Genomic DNA, 21,199 nt, shown 5'->3' with positions numbered 1-21,199 from the left:
TAAGTGGTCAGCCTTTTATCCGGAATTATTTTTTATGATCAAACAGCCACTCTAACACTCCCGGCTCTACGAAAACGTTGTTCCAGCTGTCGTGCCCTACACCAGGGTATTCTGTGAACTTGTGTTCCGCACCCAGGCTTTTCAGCTTTTCGTCGTACTGGCGGGATGCCTGCACCGGTACTACCGGATCGGCCCCGCCATGGAAGATCCATACCGGTACTTTTTTAGCGAAGTTGACCGCGGCATCAACATTTCCTGCGCCACAAATCGGGAAGGCGGCTGCAAACAGGTTCGGATAGGTGGTAATCATATAGAATGTCCCCATGCCGCCCAGGGAGAGTCCGCCAATGTAAATCCTTTGTGGATCAACTTTTCCGCTCGCGATGAGGCTGTCGATCAGCGGTTTGAGCATGCCGCCCGGCTTGGTAGGAGGGGTATTCAGCGGAAATTCGAAACTTACGCGTTTGCCAACTGAATCAAATTTGGCTTTCATGGGGGCCCAGGTTTCATTTACCGGGCATTGTGGAAAAATAACGTATGCCGGAAACTTTTCCCGCAGGCTATCGTTACCGAGCCATTTACCGCCGTGCTTAAGCTGCGCTTTGTTGTCGCTGCCCCGTTCGCCGGCCCCATGCAGGAAAATGATGAGGGGATACTTTTTATGAATATCGTGATGCAGCGGGGTGAGCATGCGGTATCGCAGCGTATCACCCTGATGGATATACGATTCGTAACTAAAAACGGAGTCGATGGCCTGAAGGGAAGCATCAGGAGTTTGTGCCTGGGTATCAATGGTTAACAAAGTTACCAGCAAACACAGCATTAGCTTGAGGTTGCGCATATCTGGAATGTTTCTCCCAATATACTACCTGCAACGGGTTAAATCAAGTTTAGTATTTGAGCGTGAAATGTTGTTTCACTTTAAAATCTTTCCGGAAGAAGACAAGGCCGATGAAAAAGAGGTCGATCGTATAGGTTACGGCCTCATGGCTTTGAATACGATGCCATACCTCTTCCATATCCGGTGTCCAGTGGATATCATCAAATATCAGGATGGTACCTTCATGCACGTAGGGTAATGATTCCAGGAAATAGTTCCAGGTAGGTTCTTTGCGGTGGTTGCCATCCACATACATCCAGTCGAGCCGTGGCAGTTGGGGCAACAGCTCCGGCAGTACCGTATCAAAATTGCCTACACGCTGCTCAATATTGTTAATTCCCAGCTGGTCAAAGTTGGAGCGGGCTTTGGCGGCAATATTGGGGCAGCCTTCAATCGTGTATACGGTGGCGTTAGGGTTTGCTTTGGCCATATAGGAAGATGATAACCCCATACTGGTCCCCAGTTCCACGAGATACTGCGGTTGCAGGTACTGAATAAGCCGGTAGAATAATTGTCCGAATTTGGGTTGTTTGGCTGCGTAGCGGGTAATGTCCGCGATGCGGCGCTCGTTGCCACCGGATACGATGGAACCGGCTCCCAGGTCGGTCACGCTGATGGTATCAGGGCTCTTCAGCAGGCGTTTGCGCAACAGTTCTATTTCGGCGAAGTCGGCCCGGGGTTGCTTATCCTGTAATACTTCCTCAATCAGAGAAAATACAAACGGAGAATGTACATCATGACGGTTGCCTGCTGTAAAATAGTATCGCAGGTATTTGCCGGCTACTGAAAACTGTTGCGCTAAACTCACTGACTCTTATAATTAGTTTTAATAAATTTTTCCTTTCATCAGGCCCCACATATGCAATCGATGCTGCAGCGATACCCTCAAAACGCCCATGCCATAAATGGCGCTTCGTTTGAAGTTGATGCTTGATGCCTCATCGAAGTATTTGGTTGGGCATGTAATTTCGGCAATTTCGTAACCTTTCATGAAGATTTGTGAAACCATTTCATTATCGAACACAAAATCATCATTATTGGCCATATAATTAATGTTCCGGAGTACCTCCGCCGAAAAAGTGCGGTATCCGGTATGGTATTCACTTAGCTTCTGCCCTATCAGGATGTTCTGGGCGAGGGTCAGGCAGCGGTTGAATATATATTTATACATGGGCATGCCCCCTTTCAGGGCACCTTTTCCAAGGATACGGCTGCCAAATACCACCGGGTATACTCCATTTGCAATAATACTGCACATCGCGGTAATAAGCATCGGGGTATATTGGTAATCCGGGTGTAACATCACCACAATATCGCCGCCCAGCTCCAGCGCCTTGTTATAGCAGGATTTCTGGTTGCCGCCATAGCCCTTGTTTTTGTCGTGGCTGATAATATGTTTTATTCCTAATTGCTTGCCCACCGCGATCGTGTCATCTTTACTGCAATCGTCCACCAAAACAACTTCATCGACAATATCAAAGGGGATCTCCCGGAATGTTTTTTCCAGCGTAAGTGCTGCGTTGTAGGCCGGTAACACTACCACTATCTTTTTCTGATTCAGCATGAAAGTGGATATATTTTGTAGGTTTAGAGCTGCAAAGGTAATTTACCTGATGATAATTCAAAATATATTGGGACGCCATCCATCATGATTTAATATTAACTGTTATTTATTATTTATCTTTGCTTGTTGATGTTTTTGGCATCATATTTTCTTTAATTTTTGTTAACAAAAAGCAAAAAAGCATGTTAAAACACCTACCAACGGAAGTGCTGCAAAAGAATGGGTCTTCACCCGTGCACGGAGAGGCATTACCGTTAGTGTATCTGGCTGAAAAACTTAGTGTTAAAAAATGGTTGCTAGTAGTCCCCGCTCTTTTCCTCACCTTATTATCATTCCGGGCGCAGGCGCAGGATCCGGAGATCAAAGCTACAACTACGCCAACAGTAAAAACGCAGGACACTACTATTAAGCACATTATTGATGAGTTACAGCGTATTACCGACAGTGACAGGCAGAACTCCAATTCCATTCAGGCCCTGCTGCAAGGGAAGGAATTGGATAACATCAGTAAATATGAACTGATAAAATCCAATATTATTAATGCCAGCGAAACATATTATTTGCTGAACAAGAAGATTATTGACCTGAAATCACGTACCACTACCAATAACCTGGATGTGTTCATTACTTCCCTGAACAACCCGGAAAGTAAGGCACTCGGCTTTTCGCTGAGCGACCGCATCGTGGACCTGGTACAGAAAATCATCCTGAAAAACAAAGATGAGAAAGGGGAGAAAAACAGCAAAATAGTTGAATCCACCAAATCCATCATCAATAGCCCGATTTTCCAGAGCTTTACCAGTCTCACCCCGCCGCTGGCTATTGCCAACTCGGTGATGAACTTCCTGCATAGTGTAAGCGTGAACAACAAACAGATTAATCAGAAATCACTGCAGGATTTTGAGAAAGAGCTGAATAAATACGTAGTATACTATACAGCGTTGAATGATGCCAATCAGAAATTTGAATACGGCCTCAACTTCAACAAGGATCAGTTAGGACTGCTGCAGGACAATCTCTTCGATCACCTGTCGTTTACTGCTACCAGCCTGAAGTTTGCACCACCGCAGAAAGGTAACAAACCACTGAGCCAAACAATGAATGATTACTTCTTCGACTTCAAGAAAGAGAAGGTGGTAGATTTCTTCAATCAGCTGGAAACTAAGTACACCAGTAAGGGTAAGCGCATCGATTATGAATCCCTGCTGCGCGAAAATCCGAACCTGAAAGAAGTAAACAACCAGCTGGAAGATCTGGTGTTGCAAACCAAACGCTTCGAAAACCTGTACAACGAGTACTTTACCCTGTTGGACAGCTATTACGCCAAGGTTAACAACTCGCTGAAAATTGCGCAGGACAACAACCTGGCGGAAAAAAGCGTGATCGACAACAAACAGGCAGAGTTCAGGAACCTGAAAACCGAAGCCGTGCAAGAGATTCAGGCTTCTATTAATATCAGGGAACTGTATCAGAATACGGAGAAAATCAAGTATAGATATAGAATTTTCTAAGCTTTTTTGCAGCAGGCAAGCCGGCTGCAAAAAAGTTGTTGCTGCGCAACGCGCAGCAACAACCATAAGCACAAACCAACGGTAGTTACACTCAACGCATTAATAACACGAATGGCATAACCGTAACTGGCGGTAGCCACCGCGCGAAGCGGACAACGCAGGTTAATAACACGAATGGCATAACTGTAACCGGCGGTAGCCACCGCGCGAAGCGGACAACGCAGGTTAATAACACGAATGGCATAACTGTAACTGGCGGTAGCCACCGCGCGAAGCGGACAACGCAGGTTAATAACACGAATGGCATAACTGTAACCGGCGGTAGCCACCGCGCGAAGCGCGGAAACCACCCAATGACACCGAAGGTGTCATTTAAATCCGCCACCACAAAAGGCTTTCAAATAACTCATCGGGGATTTAAGAAGTTAAGACCTTCTTAAATCCCCGATTTCTTTTTAAGATTATATAGATTTTATCAATACCTTTACACCCTCAAAGCAAGGGAAATGACGACTGTACAATTGGAGTATATAGTTGCGGTAGATACTTACAGAAGTTTCGTAGTAGCAGCAGAGAAGTGTTTTGTAACACAGCCAACACTGAGTATGCAGATCCAGAAGCTGGAAGATGAGCTGGGGATCAAGTTATTTGACCGCAGTAAATTACCGGTAGTGCCAACTGAAATCGGTACGGCAGTTATATCTCAGGCCAGGATCATCCTGAAGGAGAATGCCCGTATACGTGAAATCATTGCCGATCAGAAAAAAGAGGTACAGGGCAACCTGAAAGTAGGCATCATCCCTACCCTCGCACCTTACCTGCTGCCCCGGATACTAACGGGGTTCATGAAAAAATACCCGAAAGTAAAACTCGAAATCTGGGAATATCCTACAGAGCAAATCGTGCAGCAGCTCAAACAGGAGTTGCTGGACTGCGGCCTGCTGGCTACGCCGCTGCATAATCCGCACCTGGAAGAGCATCCGCTGTTTTACGAGTCGTTTGTGGTATATGCCTCCCGCAACCATACCTTGTACGAAAAGAAAGTGATCCGCGCGGAAGACCTGGACGTCAGGGAAGTATGGCTGCTCAATGAAGGCCACTGCATGCGCAATCAGGTGCTCAACATTTGTAAGGATAAGTTCACCATGGGCGGCGAATACAAAAACCTGGAATATAATACGGGCAGTGTGGAAACGCTTAAACGCATGGTGGACCTCAACGAAGGCTATACCATCCTCCCTGAGTTATCCCTGCAGGACCTGTCGTCCAAACAACTATCTATGGTTCGCTATTTTAAGGCGCCGGAACCTGTTCGGGAGATCAGCCTTGTCACACATAGGCACTTCATAAAACAGGCGCTTATTGAGGCGTTTAAGGCCGAAATATTAGCACATGTACCGGAGAAGATGAGGGTGCAGAAAAATAAGAAGATAATGGAGATCCAGAACGATTAACATCTCCCTAAAAAATAAAAAAACAACAGCCCAACCGAGCGTAGCTCGGAATCCACTCAAAAGACACCGAAGGTGGCTTTTCATTTATAAAGCAACGCTTTGTATGCTGCCTGAGTGGATTCCGTACATCGTACGGTTGGGCTGTTTCTTTTTATAAAAAGGCTATTTACCTGCTGGTTTATAGTATTGCATGGCCTCCGGCATCAGTCCTTTCAGCTGTGCTACACGGCGGTCATCGCTCGGGTGCGTGCTCAGGAATTCAGGTGGTTTGCTGGAATTAGCACTCATCGAAGCCATACGCTGCCAGAATGGAATAGACTCCTGCGGGTTATAACCGGCCATAGCCATGAAGATCACACCCAGGTGATCCGCTTCCAGCTCATTCTGGCGGGAGAATGCCAGTAAGCCTACGTTACCACCCACTCCTACTGCCTGGTTAAACAGGTTTACTGCGGTCGGATTTTTACCTAATGCTACGGCACCAGCCATCTGTACACCCTGCGCTACCATTTGCTGGCTCATACGCTCGTTACCGTGGCGGGCAATGGCATGTGCGATTTCGTGGCCCATAACGGTAGCAAGACCTGTTTCATTCTGTGTAACAGGCAACAGGCCTGTGTACACCACTACCTTACCACCCGGCATACACCAGGCGTTTACTTCTTTACTGTCTACCAGATTGAATTCCCATTTGTACGTGGCAATGGCAGCACCCTGACCTTTCTGGTTCATATACTGGGTAACGGCAGCGGCTATACGCTGGCCTACCCTTTTCACCATTTCTGCATCCTTGCTGGTAGTTTGTGCCACTACCTTATTGGAAGAAAGGAAGGTTTGGTATTCCTGGAGTGCCATTGACTCCATAGTACTTTCGGGGAGTAAATTCAGTTGCTTTCTGCCTGTAATCGGAACGCTGGAGCATCCATACAGGAAGGCTGCTGCGACAGAAAAGGAAAGTGCGATCTTTTTCATGGGTTTATCAAATTTTTGCTAAAAGCAGTGCAAACGTAAGAAATATTTAGCTTTTGTATTATTTGTAAAAACAAAAGAGCTTATTGAAAGGGATACAACATCCGTTCCAATAAGCTCTTAAATATCGTCAGATATAAAACTTAGTGCTTTTCTCTCCGGTTCCTGAACAGGGGCACTTTGCTTTCGTTACCTTTCAGGAGCCTGCTGATGTTTTTCTGGTGCGTAAGAACCACCATCAACGCCACAGCTATGGCAAAAATTCGGTAAAATATTTCCGGCTCGTTGAAAATATACAGTATCAGTACAGGGAAGGCGATACTTGCTATAATGGAGCTTAAAGAAACATATCTCGTTAAAAACAATATCATCAGGAATACGCCTACGCAGCACAGCGCTACTACCGGCTGAATCGCCAGCACCAGGCCAAAGAGGGTAGCAATACCCTTACCGCCGCGGAAGCCCGCCCAGATCGGGAAGATGTGGCCCAGTACAGCGGCCAGGCCCAGTCCTATCTGGAAGTTTACCAGTTGAGTCAGGTGTTCATGATCCTGGTAATAAGGGGCCAGATAAGCCAGCCTCACTGCCAGTACTCCTTTGAGCATATCTACCAGCATTACAAAAGTTCCAGCTTTTGGGCCGAGCACGCGGAAGGTATTGGTGGCGCCGGCGTTGCCGCTGCCATACTCCCGGATATCCATCCCAAAAACGCCTTTACTTACCCAAACAGCTGTAGGTACAGATCCTATCAGATAAGCGCAAAAAAGCAATAAAAATTCTGTCATCACTAAAAGTTAGGAATTGCTAAGATAACAAATTATGTGTTAAAATTAAGCGAATATTAGGAAAGTTTATAACACAAAAGTTGGAAATTCAATAACTTTCATATGTGTATTATTAGTAAACTCTCTCGATTTATTGCACCCCGAATTGTAGCGCCAACCAGTTATCTTTCTCTATTTTTTGCTGTAGGTCAAATCCTTGCGGTATAGCTGCGGCCAATATTTGCTGCTCGTCAGATGGCATAATGCCGCTTAAGAGGAGAATGCCACCCGGGGACAGTAACCGGCGCATATCTGCCATATAGTGCAACAGTACATTACAATTAATATTCGCCAGCAATATATCATATTTTTCGGAAATACCGGTAAGATTATCCGCCTGCCATACTTTTACCCGTTCCATATGGTTGGCCCCGATATTTTCTATGGTATTGTTGACCGCCCACTCGTCATAATCAATCGCATCTACCACAGAGGCGCCCATCATTTCGGCGAGGATAGCGAGGATACCGGTACCGGTTCCAAAGTCAAACACCCTTTTGCCTTTGAAATCGATCTCGCGCATTAACCTGATTACAGAAGAGGTAGTGGCATGATGGCCGGTACCAAAGGCCATTTTAGGCGTGATTTCAATTTCAAATGCAGGTTTGGGATCAAACGGCGGGTGGAAATTCGCGCGTATACCACAGAAATCATCTACCTGCACCGGCTGAAAATTGCTTTCCCATAAGGCATTCCAGTTTTGCTGCGCAATACGCTCCTGCGTGTAGGCAATGCCGTTAGCTGTCAGCAACTCATTTAAAATAGCTTCATTAAAATCAGCTTCCGGAATAAAGGCTACCAATGTGGTTTCCTGTTCTTCAAATCCCTCATAGCCGGCTTCTGCCAGCTCCGCAATCAGCAGTTCCGCCTGATCGCCTGCAGCCTGTATGGTAATAGCAATGTGTGACATAGGCCGCAAAGATAACTGAATCCCTGCGATTAAAGCCTGGCAACTAATCGCTTGTATAAAATTAAAAAGATATTATATTTGAATTTTATAAATATCAATATTGATACACCTATGAAAACATTACTCCTGCTGTTGTCAGCCGTAGTTTTTTCCTGCACGGCCATGGCACAAACTGTGATTAAAATGCGCCCTCCTGATCCGGAAGAACCCATCATGACCGACTCGATCGTTTACGAAGGAGAAACCTCCGTCGTGATCATGAACAGGCAATTTTTACTGGATTATATGGACATGCTGGACACGGCTCTCCCTCGCCAGCAATATAGCGGCCTGGCCGTCAATCATATCTCTTTCAAGAATTTTTCAAAGGCAGATATGGCGGCTCACTTCCAGAAAGCTTACTGTTACCTGAAAGATACCACCAATAAAGATCTTACGTACAGCACTACCAAGATGTACATGCAGTGGGCGGAAGACGGAGGCATCCTGTTGCCTTATATCGAGACCATAATGGCGGACCTGCTGCAGCAGGCACGGTTGAAAGTAATAGAGAAATTTGTGAAGCCGCAATTGCCGGTTACTTCCTACAAAATGATTTTTGAACCGGTGAATGGGAACGATTTCAGGGTATTCCGACTTAATAACGGCAAGCAGATTTTCCGGGAAAGCACATTTGCTGCGGAGCAGCAGCTGGCGACTTTTTATCCGAGATAGTATTACACAAACGGAACCTTCGGTTCCGTTTTGTGGGTGTATACCAGGGCCTGCGGCCCTGCACCCGATTGGACTTGCCGTGCCGAAAGCGCAGCACCCGTTAAAACAAAAAGGTCCGCATCACTGCGGACCTTTTCTATTTTCAGCTTTCGCGAATAATTATTGTTCATCGAAATAAGGCTCCTGAGGTTTCTCAGGCTCATTATTGTTGTTACGATCAAAGCCACCATTGCGAGGACCACGATCTTCACGAGGGCCGCGATCATCACGTGGACCACGACGGTCATCACGTCTGTCACCACCACCGCGACGGTCATCACGAGGACCACGATCACGGAAGCCGCCACGGTCACCACGATCGCCGCGGTCACCACGTTCTTCGCGCTCTGGTCTTTCTACATAACCTTCCGGTTTAGGCATCAGGGCTTTGCGGCTCAGTTTGAATTTACCTGTTTTAGGATCTGTACCAGTGAGTTTTACTTTCACCACTTCACCTTCAGACAGTACACCTTCCATAGTTTCGAGGCGTTTCCAGGAAACTTCAGAGATGTGCAGCAGTCCTTGTTTACCAGGCATGAACTCCACGAATGCACCGTAAGGCATAATGGATTTCACCACTGATTCGTAGGTTTCACCTACCTCAGGAACAGCAACAATACCTTTGATCCATTTCAGGGCTTTTTCCAGACCTTCTTTCTGTGCAGAGAAGATGCTCACTTCACCGGTTTCACCAACTTCTTCGATGTTGATGGTAGTACCGGTTTCGCGCTGGATTTCCTGGATGATCTTACCACCTGGTCCGATCACAGCACCGATGAATTCACGATCGATGATGATTTTCTCCATACGTGGAGCGTGTGGCTTAGGTTCAGGGCGGGCAGCAGGAACAGCAGCATACATTGCGTCAATGATATGCAGGCGTCCTTTCTGTGCCTGAGCTAAAGCCGAGCGCATTACATCCATGCTCAGGCCATCTACTTTGATATCCATCTGGATACCGCAGATACCATCGCGTGTACCGGTTACTTTGAAGTCCATATCACCCAGGTGATCTTCATCACCGAGGATATCGGTCAGTACCGCCCATGCACCGTCAGATGCGCGGGAGATCAGACCCATTGCCACACCACTTACGTGTTTAGGCAAAGGAACACCTGCGTCCATCAGTGCCAGGGAACCAGCACATACAGTAGCCATGGAAGAGGAACCGTTAGACTCCAGGATATCGGAAACCACCCTCACTGTGTAAGGATATTCGCTGCCTGGCATCATTTGCTTCAGGGAGCGCATAGCCAGGTTACCGTGACCCACCTCGCGACGGCCAGGGCCACGCATAGGTTTTACTTCACCGGTAGAGAATGGAGGGAAGTTATAATGCAGAATGAATTTTACGTAGTTGGAAGTAGAAGCGCTTTCAATCAGCAGCTCATCCTCCGGTGTACCCAGGGTAACAGTAGTCAGGGACTGTGTTTCACCACGGGTAAACAGTGCAGAACCGTGCGGAGAAGGCAGGATGTCAGTTTCCATCGCCAGCGGACGTACCTGATCAAGGGCACGGCCATCCAGGCGGATTTTTTCATCCAGGATCATGTTACGGATCACTTCTTTCTCCAGATCATGCAGGTATTTACCTACCAGTGGAGCATCTTCTTCCGGCAGTTCACCGAGGTGCTCTACCAGCTCAACGCCGATCTGTTTGAAGGCATCAGAACGATCGTGTTTTGCAGAAGCAGATTTGGCAACCTGATAGATTTTTTCTTTTGCAAAAGCTTCTACTTTTGCTTTCAGCTCTTCGTTCTGGTGAGGTTTGGTATACTCACGTTTGCCGGTTACGCCTTTCAGCTGAGCCAGCTCCTGTTGAGCTTTAACCTGTACTTTGATTGCAGCGTGAGCAGCTTCAATAGCACTGATCAGGTCCTCTTCCTGGCACTGTTTACTTTCACCTTCCACCATCATGATATTCTTGTCGGTGGCGCCGATGATGAAGTCCATATCAGCAGTAGCCAGTGCGCTACGGTTTGGATTGATTACATATTTACCATCGATACGGGCAACGCGCACTTCAGAAATGATTTCCTGGATAGGCACGTCAGAAACGGCCAAAGCAGCAGATGCAGCCAAACAAGCCAGCGCATCAGGCATTACTTCAGGATCAGAAGAGATGAGCGTTACAAGTACCTGTACTTCGCAAAGATAATCGTCGGGGAACAAGGGGCGCAGAGCGCGGTCGATCAAGCGGGAAATCAGCACCTCGTAATCGGAGAGACGGCCTTCACGTTTGAAAAAAGAACCTGGAATACGGCCTGCGGAAGCAAATTTCTCCTGGTAGTCAACAGTCAGAGGGAAAAACGATTGGCCCGGTTTAGGCTCCTTGTTAGCTACCACGGTAGCCAGCAGGATACAATCACCCAGACGCACCGTAACCGCACCGTCAGCCTGGCGGGCCATCTTGCCGGTTTCGATGGTCACTATACGACCGTCTCCTATATCGAATTTCACTGAAATAGGTGTCAGATTCATAAATTAGTGAGGATTAAGAATAACGTTGTTCCCTTATAGACAATCAGTTAGCGGAACAACAAAACGTATACATACAAAAAAACTATTCCCAACCAGAAAGTTGGGAATAGCGCTATAATAAAGTCATGGTTATTTCCTGATACCTAACTTCTCGATCAGAGCACGGTAGCCGCTGAGGTTAGTTTTAGACAGGTAAGAAAGTAAACGCTTTCTCTGACCTACCATTTTCATCAGACCACGGTGGGTTGAGAAATCCTTTTTGTTTTGTTTCAGGTGACCGGAAATGCTGTTGATACGCTCAGTCAGCAGTGCAATTTGCGCTTCTACAGAGCCTGTATTTTTCTCGCTTCCACCAAATTCCTTGAAAATATTGGCTTTCTTTTCAACAGTTAAGTAAGACATCTTGAATAATAATAAGTAATAATAATGTTTTTTGTCGCTATTTTTCCGGTGCAAAGGTAATTAGAAAAATATGAATTACCAATTTGCAGGGAATATATAATTGTTTCAGAGCTATTTAATTGCATAAAGAGTTCTGATTCAATTATTTCGGTGAAATGTGGTGCAAAAATAGTAAAATTAACTGAATACACCACTATAAGATCTGTTTAAGAAGAGAAATTCACCGCTGCATTGTCCGTTACATGACCATTTTCGGTACGTAACACCCTCGACGGAAATTTCTGTAATACGATGTAGTCGTGCGTGGCCATCACAATCGCCGTACCCTCCCGGCAAATTCTGAACAACAGTTGCATAATGCCATCGGAGGTTTCAGGGTCCAGGTTACCGGTAGGCTCATCAGCCAGTATCAACCGCGGCGAGTTCAGCATGGCACGCGCAATATCTACACGCTGCTGCTCTCCACCACTCAGCTCATATGGCATCTTAAACCCTTTGGTGCCCAGGCCTACTTTATCCAGCACATCCGCAATTTTATCCTCAATCTGCTTGTTGTCCTGCCAGCCGGTTGCACGCAGCGCAAACTTCAGGTTATCATGCACATTCCGGTCGGTCAGCAACTGAAAATCCTGGAAAACCACGCCCAGGTTACGGCGCAGGTACGGTACCTTCTTCCAGTCCATTTTCTTCAAATCAAACCCAACTACCTGACCAGTACCGTCTTTCAACGGCAGGTCGCCATATAGTGTTTTCAGTAAACTGGACTTTCCCGTACCCGTTTTTCCAATCAGATACACAAACTCTCCCTTGTTTACGGTAATATTCACATCAGATAATATCAGAGAATTCCCCTGATATATACTGGCATTCGTCAGTTGTATAATCGGCTGTTCGGGCGTCATGTAAGATTTTCGTTTAGTTCTAGCTAGTTACGAACAAAAATAACTATTTAGGAGATAACTTCTTGTCATATATAAGAATAAATACAACAACCGTCCTAAACACTGCCTCTCTACTTTTTTCCATTTTATCTCCCAAAACTCTCCATTTTCATCTATTTCACCTATTTAACTAAAAAATTAGTCAAATAACTAAAAATATAGTTGTTTAACTAAGAATTTAGTTTTAAATTTAATTCAGCATAGAAAACCAAAGATCATGAAAGCACTTACCAAAGCAGAAGAACAAATTATGATGGCCCTCTGGCAAACCGGACCGGCATTCGTAAAGGATCTCATAGAAGCCATGCCGGAACCAAAGCCCCATTATAATACCGTATCTACCTTAATTAAAATCCTGGTAGAAAAAGGCTTTGTTGACTTCAACGTTTTCGGGAAATCACACCAGTATTACGCTACCATCTCCCGGGAAGAATATAGCCACAAAACCGTCAGCAACCTGGTTAAAGGCTATTTCGAAGGCTCGTTCAGCAACCTGGTTTCCTTCTTCATAAAAGAAAATGATATCAGTGTAAATGAACTGGAAAGCCTGGTTCAAAAAATTAAGGACGCCCAAAATCAGCCCAAATGATACTACTCTCCTACCTGGTCAAAGTAATCATCTGCTCAGGAATCCTGTATGGCTATTACCTGGCGGCCTTGCGCAACAAGCGCTTCCACCAGTGGAACCGCTATTATCTGCTCCTCCTGCCGGTAATTTCTCTCCTGATCCCATTGCTAAAAATTCCTTTATCCATTTCGGAAGATAATGAGTCTATCGTGTACGCCTACACGTACAGGGCAGTTGAAATCAGGGAACACATCGAAAGCAACAGTGTACCATTCACGCTGCCAGACTTCCTGACGGTAGCCTACAGCCTGGTCGCGTTTCTCCTCCTGGTTAAGCTCATCCTGATCTGCATTCGCATCCTGCGACTCACCCGAACCAATCCCAGCGAAACAGTAAATGATTACACACTCGTTGCACTGGAAAAACCGGGAAGCCCTTTCTCCTTCCTGTCCTATATCTTCTGGAGCAAAACCATGCCCCTCCACGATGAACAGGGCAACCAGATGCTACGCCACGAAATTGTACACGTTAAGCAGAAACACACGCTCGATAAACTCTACCTGCGCACTGTGTGCAGCATTGGATGGATTAATCCATTTTTCCATCTGTGCGCCCGGGAGTTGTCGCTCATCCATGAATTCATTGCTGATAAACAGGCTGCCGGTAAAGAAATAGCGGGGTATGCTACCACCATATTACAATCCGCCTTTCACAGCCGACAGTTTTCCATAACAAACGACTTTTTTTATCCGCCAATCAAAAGACGTATTCTTATGCTCACAAACTTCCACAACGACCGATTTTCTTATCTGCGCCGCATCATGGTATTACCAGTTTCCGGCCTGATTTTCTGCTCCTTTGCATTTGCTGCTTCAGGCAACCCGCACGCCATTCCGGTTGCCGAAGCAGTAATGGAGCCTGCAGCCCTGCCTGTTGATACAGTGCGGGAAATATTCACCCAGGTAGAAGTACAGCCGGAATATCCGGGAGGAGAAACCGCCCTCAACAAGTACCTGGCTAACAATATCAAATACCCTAAGGAGGCGGTGAAAGCCAAAGTGAGCGGACTGGTGATTGTTAAGTTCATTATTGATCCCACGGGGAAAATAACCGAGATCACCACTTCTTCCAAACAGCCAAAACACGGTGCAGGACTGGAAGAAGAAGCTATCCGCGTAGTGAAGGGCATGCCTGACTGGAAACCTGGGGTACAAAACGGGCATCCGGTAAATGTGGAGTTTCAGCTACCTATCAGGTTTGCCCTCCCTTCTGACTCACCTAAGAGTGAGGCCCCCCAACAGGAAACTCCCAAAGGGAAGCAGGTTTATACCTTCGTAGATACACCTCCAAGCTTTACAGGAGGCGAAGAAGCCCTGAACGAATATTTGCGCAGCAACATTAAGTACCCTGCAGATGCCGTAAAAAACAAGGTTAGCGGTACCGTGTTTGTGCAATTTACAGTGGAAGCGGATGGCAAAATATCAACCATAAGAACGGTAGGCCCTGAAAAAGGCCATGGCCTGGAAGAAGAAGCTATCAGAGTCGTAAAAGCCATGCCAACCTGGATACCGGGGGAACATGAAAACAAAAAAGTGCCCGTGCAGTTTAACCTTCCGATACGCTTCACACTCGATGCTAAACCGGCAGATAAAGCGGCAGGAAACAATGCTAACCTTTGGCTGAAACCTTTTGGGCACCCTGGCAGCCTGACTACCCCAAACGAAAAGGATTGTTAGATACAGCTCATTCAACACTAAATTCACAACAAAGCAAAAGGCCGGTCTCTTCAGAGGCCGGCCTTTGCATTACTTCTAAACAACACAACTAATTATAAATATAAGTGCCGGAAGGCGCTTTGACGGTGACTTGTTTTTGTTCGGCAGCTTCTACACGGCCGATGATTTGGGCATCAATGTTGAAGCTTTTGCTGATCGCAATGATATCCGCTGCAATCGCTTCCGGTACGTAGAGCTCCATTCGATGGCCCATGTTAAATACCTGGTACATCTCTTTCCAGGAGGTACCGGATTGTTCCTGAATAAGGCTGAACAGCGGTGGTACCGGAAACAGGTTATCCTTAATAACATGCAGGTTTTCTATAAAGTGCAGGACTTTGGTTTGTGCACCGCCGCTGCAATGAACCATTCCGTGTACCTGCGGACGGAACTGCTCCAGCACTTTTTTAATAACCGGTGCGTAGGTGCGTGTAGGTGATAACACCAGTTTGCCCGCATCTACCTGTCCGAAGCCAGGGATATCGATTTTATCTGTCAGCGCTTTATTACCGCTAAAGATCAGTTCATATGGAATACCAGGATCATAGCTCTCCGCGTATTTCTCTGCGATTGCTTTATGGAATACGTCGTGTCGGGCGCTGGTAAGACCGTTGCTGCCCATACCGCCATTGTAGCTATTTTCGTAAGTAGCCTGCCCGTAGGAGGCCAGCCCTACCACTACATCACCGGCCTGGATACGATCGTTGGAGATCACATCTTCGCGTTTCATGCGGCAGGTTACGGTAGAATCCACGATGATGGTGCGAACGAGGTCGCCCACATCTGCGGTTTCGCCGCCGGTAGAATAGATAGAGATGCCGTGGCTGCGCAGTTCGGCCAGGATTTCTTCTGTACCGTTGATAATGGCTGCGATTACTTCCCCTGGCAGCAGTTGTTTATTACGGCCGATGGTGGATGACAGGAGGATATTATCTGTAGCGCCAACGCAAAGGAGGTCGTCCATGTTCATAATGATGGCGTCCTGGGCAATGCCTCTCCATACACTGATATCGCCGGTTTCTTTCCAGTAAACGTAAGCCAGGCTGGATTTTGTACCCGCGCCATCCGCGTGCATGATATTGCAGTACGCTTCGTCGCCGCCGAGGATATCGGGCACTATTTTACAGAAAGCTTTCGGGAAAAGACCCTTATCAATGTTTTTAATGGCGTTGTGCACATCTTCCTTGCCTGCGGAAACACCACGTTTGGCGTAAATATTCTGATCCACCTGGAATTAGAGATTTAGTAATTTAGAGATCCGGGAAATCGCTAAGTATTTCCTTCTGGCTGCAAAAGTAACAGATTCCGCGCAGAATGCACGGCGAATGTGTTAGATTTGCGTGGCGTTTTTTGATTGTTATAGAAATTTATGCAGGTTCACAGGGACTTAGAACACTTACCGGAATTCAGGAATGCGGTTATTACCATTGGTACTTTTGATGGTGTGCATTCAGGCCACCGTTATATACTGCAGCAACTGGAACAGGCTGCTGCCAGCTGTAATGGAGAAACGGTCATCGTTACCTTCGATCCCCATCCGCGGGAGGTTTTAGGGGCCAACCCCGGCGCCGTGAAGCTGCTTACGACCCTACCGGAAAAAATTGCCTTGCTTGAAAAACAAGGTATTGACCACCTGGTGGTGGTGCCATTTACAAAAGCATTTTCCGAACTCTCTGCACAGGCCTACCTGGAAGATTTTTTGATTGCCAGGTTCCATCCACATACAATAATTATTGGATATGATCATCGTTTCGGGCATAACCGGGAGGGAGGTCTTGAATTGCTGGAAGTGGAAAAGACCAAATATGGTTTTGAGCTGATAGAAATTCCGCAGCAGGTGGTACACGACCTGACGGTGAGTTCCACTAAAATCCGCAAAAGCCTGCAGGATGGCGACATCCACCTTGCGAATGAACTGCTGGGATACCGATATTTTATGACCGGCACTGTGGTGCATGGGGATAAAATGGGCCGTCAGCTGGGCTATCCTACGGCTAACCTGAAGCTGGCAGACGAACGTAAGCTGATACCATGCGAAGGGATTTATGCCGTTCAGATATCATTAAACCGCCACTGGGTAACGATTCCGGCGGTGATGAGCATAGGTACCCGGCCTACCTTTAATGGTACGGACCTTCGGCTGGAGGTACATATTTTTGATTTTAACAGGGAAATATATGGTCAGACACTGACTGTTTATTTCGAAGCGTATATTCGTCCTAATCTGAAGTTTAATAATATTGATGATCTGGTGAAACAGATTACGCTGGACGCGGAGAAGGCGAAGGAAATTCTCACCAGGTAGCCTCCGTTTTCCGGACCTGCTTCGCAGTTCCGGAAAACGGAGTGGTGTGGGCAGCTGCCCACACCACTCCGCATAAACGAATCGCGAAGCGATTCGTTTATGCGCTAAGCCATAATCTTATACATCAGCTCCTTCATTAACTCTCCATCTTCTACCCCGCTATCATTTATACCAATACTTCTGAGGTTATACTGCTGGAGGAGCAGGATGGCTCTGTCGGTGGCCTCGGGGCCGTAGTTACGGGCTGCTGCGATATAGTCTTTCACAAAAAACGGATGTACACCGAGTGCCGAGGCGATTTCCTTCTCCCCACCCTTTATAGTAAACACCAGGCTCATTTTGGCGAAGTAATTATATAATGCCGGCAGCATCATGGGCAGTGGCGCAGCTTTAGGGTTGGCTGCAAAGTAGCCTATGATTTTATAGACCTTGGCGGCGTTTTTAGTACCAAGGGCGTTTTGCAGTTCAAATACGTTGTATTCTTTGCTGATACCGACATATTTCTCAATATCTCCTTCATCGATTTTCTTTTTATCCGGGAGGTTGACCAGGAGTTTATCGATTTCGTTGGCGATACGGGAAAGGTCGTTGCCGATGTGGTCTACCAGCAGGATAGCAGCTTTCTGGCTGATGGCCAGTCCACGGCCGCTCACATAGGCTTCGGCCCAGGCGGGCAGTTGGTTATCGTATAATTTTTTGGTAGATAGTAGTACCCCTTTGTCTTTAATCATCTTGGCCATTTTACTACGGCCATCGATTTTGCCCTGCTTATGAGCTACCACAAAAACGGTGGAGTTGAGGGGATTATCGAGGTAGGCTTCCAGCTTGAGGAGATCGCGCATGGCCTGTGCCTCTTTGAGTACGACTACCTGGCGTTCGGCAAACATGGGATAACGGCGGCAGGCGTTTACCACGGTGCTCCAGTCGGTATCTTTTCCATATAATATGGTGAGATTAAATCCTTTCTCAGCTTCATTGAGCAGGTTATGTTCTGCGTAATCTACTACCTGGTCAATAAAGAAATCTTCATCTCCCTCGAGCCAGTAGAATGCTTTGAATTTGTTTTGCTTCCAGTCTTTTATAATATCCTGATATTCCATGAGTCGTTATTTGATGATGACCACATCTTCCGGTGGCAGCAGTGGCAATCTTTTGAAGCGCAGCAGCAGTTGGGCTACTGCCAGTACATCTTTCTGGCAATAGGTAGCGATGCGTTCCAGGTTTTTGGTTTCCCAGAATACTTTGCCGACCATACTGCCATCGATATCATCTTTAGGCGTATCGATTCCCATGACGGCGGTAAGCAGTTTCAGGGAAGTATAATGTTTAAAATCGCCGAAGCGCCAAAGGTGGAGGGTATCCACGACGGGCACTTCCCAGGGTTTGAGTCCGTGCAGTTGCAGCGATTGCGGCAAAGATAACTGATGTATTACAGAACGCCGGCAAATAAAAGGGAGATCAAATTCCCGGATATTATGGCCTGCAAACTGGAATTTAGCAATCTTTTCCTGGAACTTCATGAGCAGTTCAAAGAAGTTATGCAGCAGGGTCACTTCATCTTCATTGGCAAAAGATTTAAGTCGAAGTTGGTACCTGTTATTTTCCAGGTGAAAAAAACCTACTGATATACAAACGATTCTGCCAAATTCGGCGTAGATCCCCGCCCTGTTGGCGTAACCATCATCCTCACTTTCAGAAACTGGCGCAATTTTTGTATTTTTCTCCCGCCAGAGCTCCTGCAAGTGTGGGGGTAACTGGTCTAACGCCGCTGTAGCAGGCGTTGTTTCAATATCAAGGAGCAATAACTGATCTAATCCAATGTTTGGTAACACGTGCCGAAAACTGTTTTAAAACTGAAAGAATTTAGAATTTAATGCCTACTTTTGAATAACGATTTTTAACCATATAACACATAAACATAAAACAAACAACTATGACGGAGAACACTTTTAACACGCCTGCTCCGGGATCTCCCGGGCCAGAAAAACCCCGCAGTCGCAATTTATTGATTTATGGTATTTTGATTGCGGCCCTTGCAGGCACCTGGATATATATGTTTTACGATAAAAGCAAATCTAGTGAAATCGTAACGTCACAGAAAATCCAGATTGATTCCATTTCTTCTTCCCGTGATGCTTTAGAGCAGGACTTCAATGCAGCTAATGCGCGCCTGGATGACCTGATTAGCCAGAACACCCGCATGGATAGCCTGGTGAAAACAAAAGACAAGGAAATTCAGGACATGAAAGCCCGAATCTCCAGTATCCTTACCAAGAAAAATGCTACTGCAGCTGAACTGGCTGAAGCCCGTCGACTGATTGAACAACTGAAATCAAACATTGAAGGTTATCAGCAGACGATTGAGCGCCTGGAAGGTGAAAAAATTGTACTGGCGGGTGAAAGAGATTATGCCCGTAAAGAAAGAGATTCTGTAAGCACTGTTAAAGATAGTTTGGGTAAGCAAGTGGAACTGGGATCGGTTTTGCATGCCTCCAATATTAAATTGGAACCTATCCGTGTGAAAGGTAACGGTAAAGAGATTGCTACTACCAAAGCTAAGAGAGCGGATATGATGCGTGTAGAATTTGACCTGGATGACAACCGCATTGCTCCAACCGGCGACAAAGAAATCTTTGTAGCGATTTCTGCTCCTGATGGTTCGCCACTGGCAGTAGAAGCGCTGGGTTCCGGCAGATTCACCCTGGAAGATGGCACTGAAAAATTATACACTGCTAAGAAAACGGTAGCGTATGTACAGGGTCAGCGCCAGGCGGTAACCATGGATTGGAAACAGAATTCTGATTTCAAACCAGGCGACTACGGTGTTGAAATTTATCATAACGGTTTCAAAATCGGACAGGGTAAAGTAACACTGAAGAAAGGCGGATTATTTTAACGGCTTGTTAATTAATATAAGTTTTTTGTTAAAGGCGGAACACTTGTTCCGCCTTTTTCGTTGGTATATGCAATAAGGAGTGCAACTTTTTGTGGTTGAATTGTTTGTTAATGATTAGTTATTGGAGAAAAGTTATATATAAAAATAAAATTAAATTAACGTTCTTTGTGGCATAATCAGAAAGACATAACCGGAGGCCAGTAAGCACTGGAACAAAGAAACCAATGCATTAAAGCAGCAAGTGACCAGGACGTTTTCGTGTCAGGATAACCCATATTAATAGTATAACCGATTGCCCGATTTCAAAGGTAGATGTTGAACCCTGAAGTCGTGAAATCTATTGTTGTTGTTAGTATAATTTCATCCTGTGAGTTATATGCAGATTGCAGCTTTTGCCAGCCATTACCTGTTATAAAACGGACAAGTTCAGAAGCCCGATCAATACATAAGCATGGAAGACATCAATAAAATAGTGTACGTTGTAGATGATGATGAGATATTCCATTTCATTATCAGAAAAATGTTGGGACAGCAGGATGATAATCTGATTGTAACTTCATTTCTGTGCGCAGAAGAAGCCCTGGAGCAGTTATCAGCAGTTCCTCAGCCATCCTTACCTTCTTTGATCATACTCGACATGAATATGGACCGCATGAATGGCTGGGATTTTATTGAAGCCTATCGCAGTATACAGCCTTCTCTTCATAACAATATTCCGATCATTATGTGCTCGTCGTCGGTGGATGTGCGTGATTTGCAGAAAGTGGAGAAGACACCGGAATTAATGGCTTATATCACCAAGCCGCTGGATAAGAATAAGATGAAAGTAATCGAAGAGTATTTGTAATCTCCCTATGGTTACTAACTAAAAAAGAGGCTGTCTCAAAAGTAATTTGAGATAGCCTCTTTCTATTTTTAGAAAAAAAAAGGCTTTTATTAAGGTTTTGTGTTGATAAATAGTCTTCT

Annotated in this window: 21 protein-coding genes; 8 read left to right on the top strand and 13 right to left on the bottom strand. The window is 46.0% G+C overall.

Annotation, left to right across the window (positions count from 1 at the left end; all coding sequences use genetic code 11):
* Window positions 1–25: 25 nt before the first annotated feature.
* Genes BUB18_RS27195 through BUB18_RS27185 form a run of 3 tightly spaced genes read right to left on the bottom strand, consistent with a single transcriptional unit; the run spans window position 26 to window position 2,444 of the window.
* Window positions 26–841, bottom strand: a complete 816-nt coding sequence (locus BUB18_RS27195; protein ID WP_083550903.1) for a carboxylesterase family protein — start codon at window positions 839–841, stop codon at window positions 26–28.
* 49 nt (window positions 842–890) lie between these two features.
* The gene (locus BUB18_RS27190) at window positions 891–1,688 is read right to left on the bottom strand and encodes an O-methyltransferase (protein WP_073087260.1); all 798 of its coding nucleotides are present in this window, start codon (window positions 1,686–1,688) and stop codon (window positions 891–893) included.
* 18 nt (window positions 1,689–1,706) lie between these two features.
* Entirely contained in the window at window positions 1,707–2,444 is a 738-nt protein-coding gene (locus BUB18_RS27185; protein WP_073087259.1) for a glycosyltransferase family 2 protein, read from the bottom strand.
* Between the two features lie 182 nt (window positions 2,445–2,626).
* Between BUB18_RS27185 and BUB18_RS27180 the strand changes: the two genes are divergently transcribed.
* On the top strand, window positions 2,627–3,955 hold the full coding sequence (locus BUB18_RS27180; RefSeq protein ID WP_073087258.1) for a hypothetical protein: 1,329 nt from the start codon (window positions 2,627–2,629) through the stop codon (window positions 3,953–3,955).
* Here the strand turns inward: BUB18_RS27180 and BUB18_RS27175 are convergent.
* The gene (locus BUB18_RS27175; RefSeq protein WP_073087257.1) at window positions 3,952–4,305 is read right to left on the bottom strand and encodes a hypothetical protein; all 354 of its coding nucleotides are present in this window, start codon (window positions 4,303–4,305) and stop codon (window positions 3,952–3,954) included. The two genes, BUB18_RS27180 and BUB18_RS27175, sit on opposite strands and share 4 nt — an antisense overlap.
* A gap of 156 nt (window positions 4,306–4,461) precedes the next feature.
* Between BUB18_RS27175 and BUB18_RS27170 the strand changes: the two genes are divergently transcribed.
* Window positions 4,462–5,409 (top strand): hydrogen peroxide-inducible genes activator, encoded by a 948-nt coding sequence (locus BUB18_RS27170; protein WP_073087256.1) that lies wholly within the window; start codon window positions 4,462–4,464, stop codon window positions 5,407–5,409.
* 162 nt (window positions 5,410–5,571) lie between these two features.
* Here BUB18_RS27170 and BUB18_RS27165 read toward each other — a convergent pair whose 3' ends face one another.
* From BUB18_RS27165 to prmA, 3 genes are all read right to left on the bottom strand, one after another.
* Window positions 5,572–6,381 (bottom strand): M48 family metallopeptidase, encoded by an 810-nt coding sequence (locus BUB18_RS27165; RefSeq protein WP_073087255.1) that lies wholly within the window; start codon window positions 6,379–6,381, stop codon window positions 5,572–5,574.
* A gap of 140 nt (window positions 6,382–6,521) precedes the next feature.
* A complete protein-coding gene (gene plsY / locus BUB18_RS27160) occupies window positions 6,522–7,163 on the bottom strand; it encodes a glycerol-3-phosphate 1-O-acyltransferase PlsY (RefSeq protein ID WP_083550901.1) in 642 nt (213 codons plus the stop codon).
* Window positions 7,164–7,293: 130 nt separating this feature from the next.
* The gene (prmA, locus tag BUB18_RS27155; protein WP_073087253.1) at window positions 7,294–8,112 is read right to left on the bottom strand and encodes a 50S ribosomal protein L11 methyltransferase; all 819 of its coding nucleotides are present in this window, start codon (window positions 8,110–8,112) and stop codon (window positions 7,294–7,296) included.
* 111 nt (window positions 8,113–8,223) lie between these two features.
* On the opposite strand from prmA, the gene BUB18_RS27150 reads away from it, so the two are divergent.
* A complete protein-coding gene (locus BUB18_RS27150; protein ID WP_143160118.1) occupies window positions 8,224–8,826 on the top strand; it encodes a hypothetical protein in 603 nt (200 codons plus the stop codon).
* Window positions 8,827–8,985: 159 nt separating this feature from the next.
* On the opposite strand, the gene BUB18_RS27145 is transcribed toward BUB18_RS27150, so the two are convergent.
* The 3 genes from BUB18_RS27145 to BUB18_RS27135 all read right to left on the bottom strand — a co-directional run bounded on the left by BUB18_RS27145 (window position 8,986) and on the right by BUB18_RS27135 (window position 12,650).
* Window positions 8,986–11,346 carry a polyribonucleotide nucleotidyltransferase gene (locus BUB18_RS27145; RefSeq protein ID WP_073087250.1) on the bottom strand — a complete coding sequence of 787 codons (2,361 nt, stop codon included), beginning with the start codon at window positions 11,344–11,346 and terminating at the stop codon, window positions 8,986–8,988.
* Window positions 11,347–11,475: 129 nt separating this feature from the next.
* The gene (gene rpsO / locus BUB18_RS27140) at window positions 11,476–11,748 is read right to left on the bottom strand and encodes a 30S ribosomal protein S15 (protein ID WP_073087248.1); all 273 of its coding nucleotides are present in this window, start codon (window positions 11,746–11,748) and stop codon (window positions 11,476–11,478) included.
* A gap of 206 nt (window positions 11,749–11,954) precedes the next feature.
* Entirely contained in the window at window positions 11,955–12,650 is a 696-nt protein-coding gene (locus tag BUB18_RS27135) for a cell division ATP-binding protein FtsE (protein WP_073087247.1), read from the bottom strand.
* 256 nt (window positions 12,651–12,906) lie between these two features.
* Here BUB18_RS27135 and BUB18_RS27130 point away from each other — a divergent pair, with 256 nt between their 5' ends.
* On the top strand, window positions 12,907–13,278 hold the full coding sequence (locus tag BUB18_RS27130; RefSeq protein ID WP_073087246.1) for a BlaI/MecI/CopY family transcriptional regulator: 372 nt from the start codon (window positions 12,907–12,909) through the stop codon (window positions 13,276–13,278).
* Window positions 13,275–14,993, top strand: coding sequence for a M56 family metallopeptidase (locus BUB18_RS27125; RefSeq protein WP_073087245.1), 1,719 nt, complete (start codon window positions 13,275–13,277; stop codon window positions 14,991–14,993). The genes BUB18_RS27130 and BUB18_RS27125 overlap by 4 nt, the downstream gene beginning before the upstream one ends.
* A gap of 88 nt (window positions 14,994–15,081) precedes the next feature.
* On the opposite strand, the gene BUB18_RS27120 is transcribed toward BUB18_RS27125, so the two are convergent.
* The gene (locus BUB18_RS27120) at window positions 15,082–16,260 is read right to left on the bottom strand and encodes an AIR synthase related protein (protein WP_073087244.1); all 1,179 of its coding nucleotides are present in this window, start codon (window positions 16,258–16,260) and stop codon (window positions 15,082–15,084) included.
* A 141-nt stretch (window positions 16,261–16,401) separates the two neighbouring features.
* On the opposite strand from BUB18_RS27120, the gene BUB18_RS27115 reads away from it, so the two are divergent.
* Window positions 16,402–17,337 (top strand): bifunctional riboflavin kinase/FAD synthetase, encoded by a 936-nt coding sequence (locus BUB18_RS27115; RefSeq protein WP_073087242.1) that lies wholly within the window; start codon window positions 16,402–16,404, stop codon window positions 17,335–17,337.
* A gap of 104 nt (window positions 17,338–17,441) precedes the next feature.
* Here BUB18_RS27115 and holA read toward each other — a convergent pair whose 3' ends face one another.
* Together holA and BUB18_RS27105 are read right to left on the bottom strand one after the other, a co-directional pair.
* A complete protein-coding gene (gene holA, locus BUB18_RS27110; protein WP_073087240.1) occupies window positions 17,442–18,437 on the bottom strand; it encodes a DNA polymerase III subunit delta in 996 nt (331 codons plus the stop codon).
* Between the two features lie 6 nt (window positions 18,438–18,443).
* Complete coding sequence (locus BUB18_RS27105; protein ID WP_073087238.1) at window positions 18,444–19,169, bottom strand: ribonuclease H-like domain-containing protein; 726 nt, start codon at window positions 19,167–19,169, stop codon at window positions 18,444–18,446.
* A gap of 101 nt (window positions 19,170–19,270) precedes the next feature.
* On the opposite strand from BUB18_RS27105, the gene BUB18_RS27100 reads away from it, so the two are divergent.
* Window positions 19,271–20,233, top strand: coding sequence for a hypothetical protein (locus tag BUB18_RS27100; RefSeq protein WP_073087236.1), 963 nt, complete (start codon window positions 19,271–19,273; stop codon window positions 20,231–20,233).
* Window positions 20,234–20,684: 451 nt separating this feature from the next.
* The gene (locus BUB18_RS27095) at window positions 20,685–21,080 is read left to right on the top strand and encodes a response regulator (protein WP_073087234.1); all 396 of its coding nucleotides are present in this window, start codon (window positions 20,685–20,687) and stop codon (window positions 21,078–21,080) included.
* Window positions 21,081–21,199: the final 119 nt, after the last annotated feature.

The sequence above is a fragment of the Chitinophaga jiangningensis genome, from assembly GCF_900142605.1.
In the GTDB taxonomy this organism is placed as follows: Bacteria; Bacteroidota; Bacteroidia; order Chitinophagales; family Chitinophagaceae; genus Chitinophaga; species Chitinophaga jiangningensis.
Note: the sequence above shows the minus strand (reverse complement) of the source record. Positions and strands in the feature narration are given on the sequence as shown.

Coding starts and splice junctions, on each gene's coding strand:
- BUB18_RS27195 (WP_083550903.1), bottom strand. CDS start 841: ATGCGCAACCTCAAGCTAATGCTGTGTTTGCTGGTAACTTTGTTAACC.
- BUB18_RS27185 (WP_073087259.1), bottom strand. CDS start 2,444: ATGCTGAATCAGAAAAAGATAGTGGTAGTGTTACCGGCCTACAACGCA.
- BUB18_RS27180 (WP_073087258.1), top strand. CDS start 2,627: ATGTTAAAACACCTACCAACGGAAGTGCTGCAAAAGAATGGGTCTTCA.
- BUB18_RS27170 (WP_073087256.1), top strand. CDS start 4,462: ATGACGACTGTACAATTGGAGTATATAGTTGCGGTAGATACTTACAGA.
- BUB18_RS27165 (WP_073087255.1), bottom strand. CDS start 6,381: ATGAAAAAGATCGCACTTTCCTTTTCTGTCGCAGCAGCCTTCCTGTAT.
- plsY (WP_083550901.1), bottom strand. CDS start 7,163: ATGACAGAATTTTTATTGCTTTTTTGCGCTTATCTGATAGGATCTGTA.
- prmA (WP_073087253.1), bottom strand. CDS start 8,112: ATGTCACACATTGCTATTACCATACAGGCTGCAGGCGATCAGGCGGAA.
- BUB18_RS27150 (WP_143160118.1), top strand. CDS start 8,224: ATGAAAACATTACTCCTGCTGTTGTCAGCCGTAGTTTTTTCCTGCACG.
- BUB18_RS27145 (WP_073087250.1), bottom strand. CDS start 11,346: ATGAATCTGACACCTATTTCAGTGAAATTCGATATAGGAGACGGTCGT.
- rpsO (WP_073087248.1), bottom strand. CDS start 11,748: ATGTCTTACTTAACTGTTGAAAAGAAAGCCAATATTTTCAAGGAATTT.
- BUB18_RS27135 (WP_073087247.1), bottom strand. CDS start 12,650: ATGACGCCCGAACAGCCGATTATACAACTGACGAATGCCAGTATATAT.
- BUB18_RS27130 (WP_073087246.1), top strand. CDS start 12,907: ATGAAAGCACTTACCAAAGCAGAAGAACAAATTATGATGGCCCTCTGG.
- BUB18_RS27125 (WP_073087245.1), top strand. CDS start 13,275: ATGATACTACTCTCCTACCTGGTCAAAGTAATCATCTGCTCAGGAATC.
- BUB18_RS27115 (WP_073087242.1), top strand. CDS start 16,402: ATGCAGGTTCACAGGGACTTAGAACACTTACCGGAATTCAGGAATGCG.
- holA (WP_073087240.1), bottom strand. CDS start 18,437: ATGGAATATCAGGATATTATAAAAGACTGGAAGCAAAACAAATTCAAA.
- BUB18_RS27100 (WP_073087236.1), top strand. CDS start 19,271: ATGACGGAGAACACTTTTAACACGCCTGCTCCGGGATCTCCCGGGCCA.
- BUB18_RS27095 (WP_073087234.1), top strand. CDS start 20,685: ATGGAAGACATCAATAAAATAGTGTACGTTGTAGATGATGATGAGATA.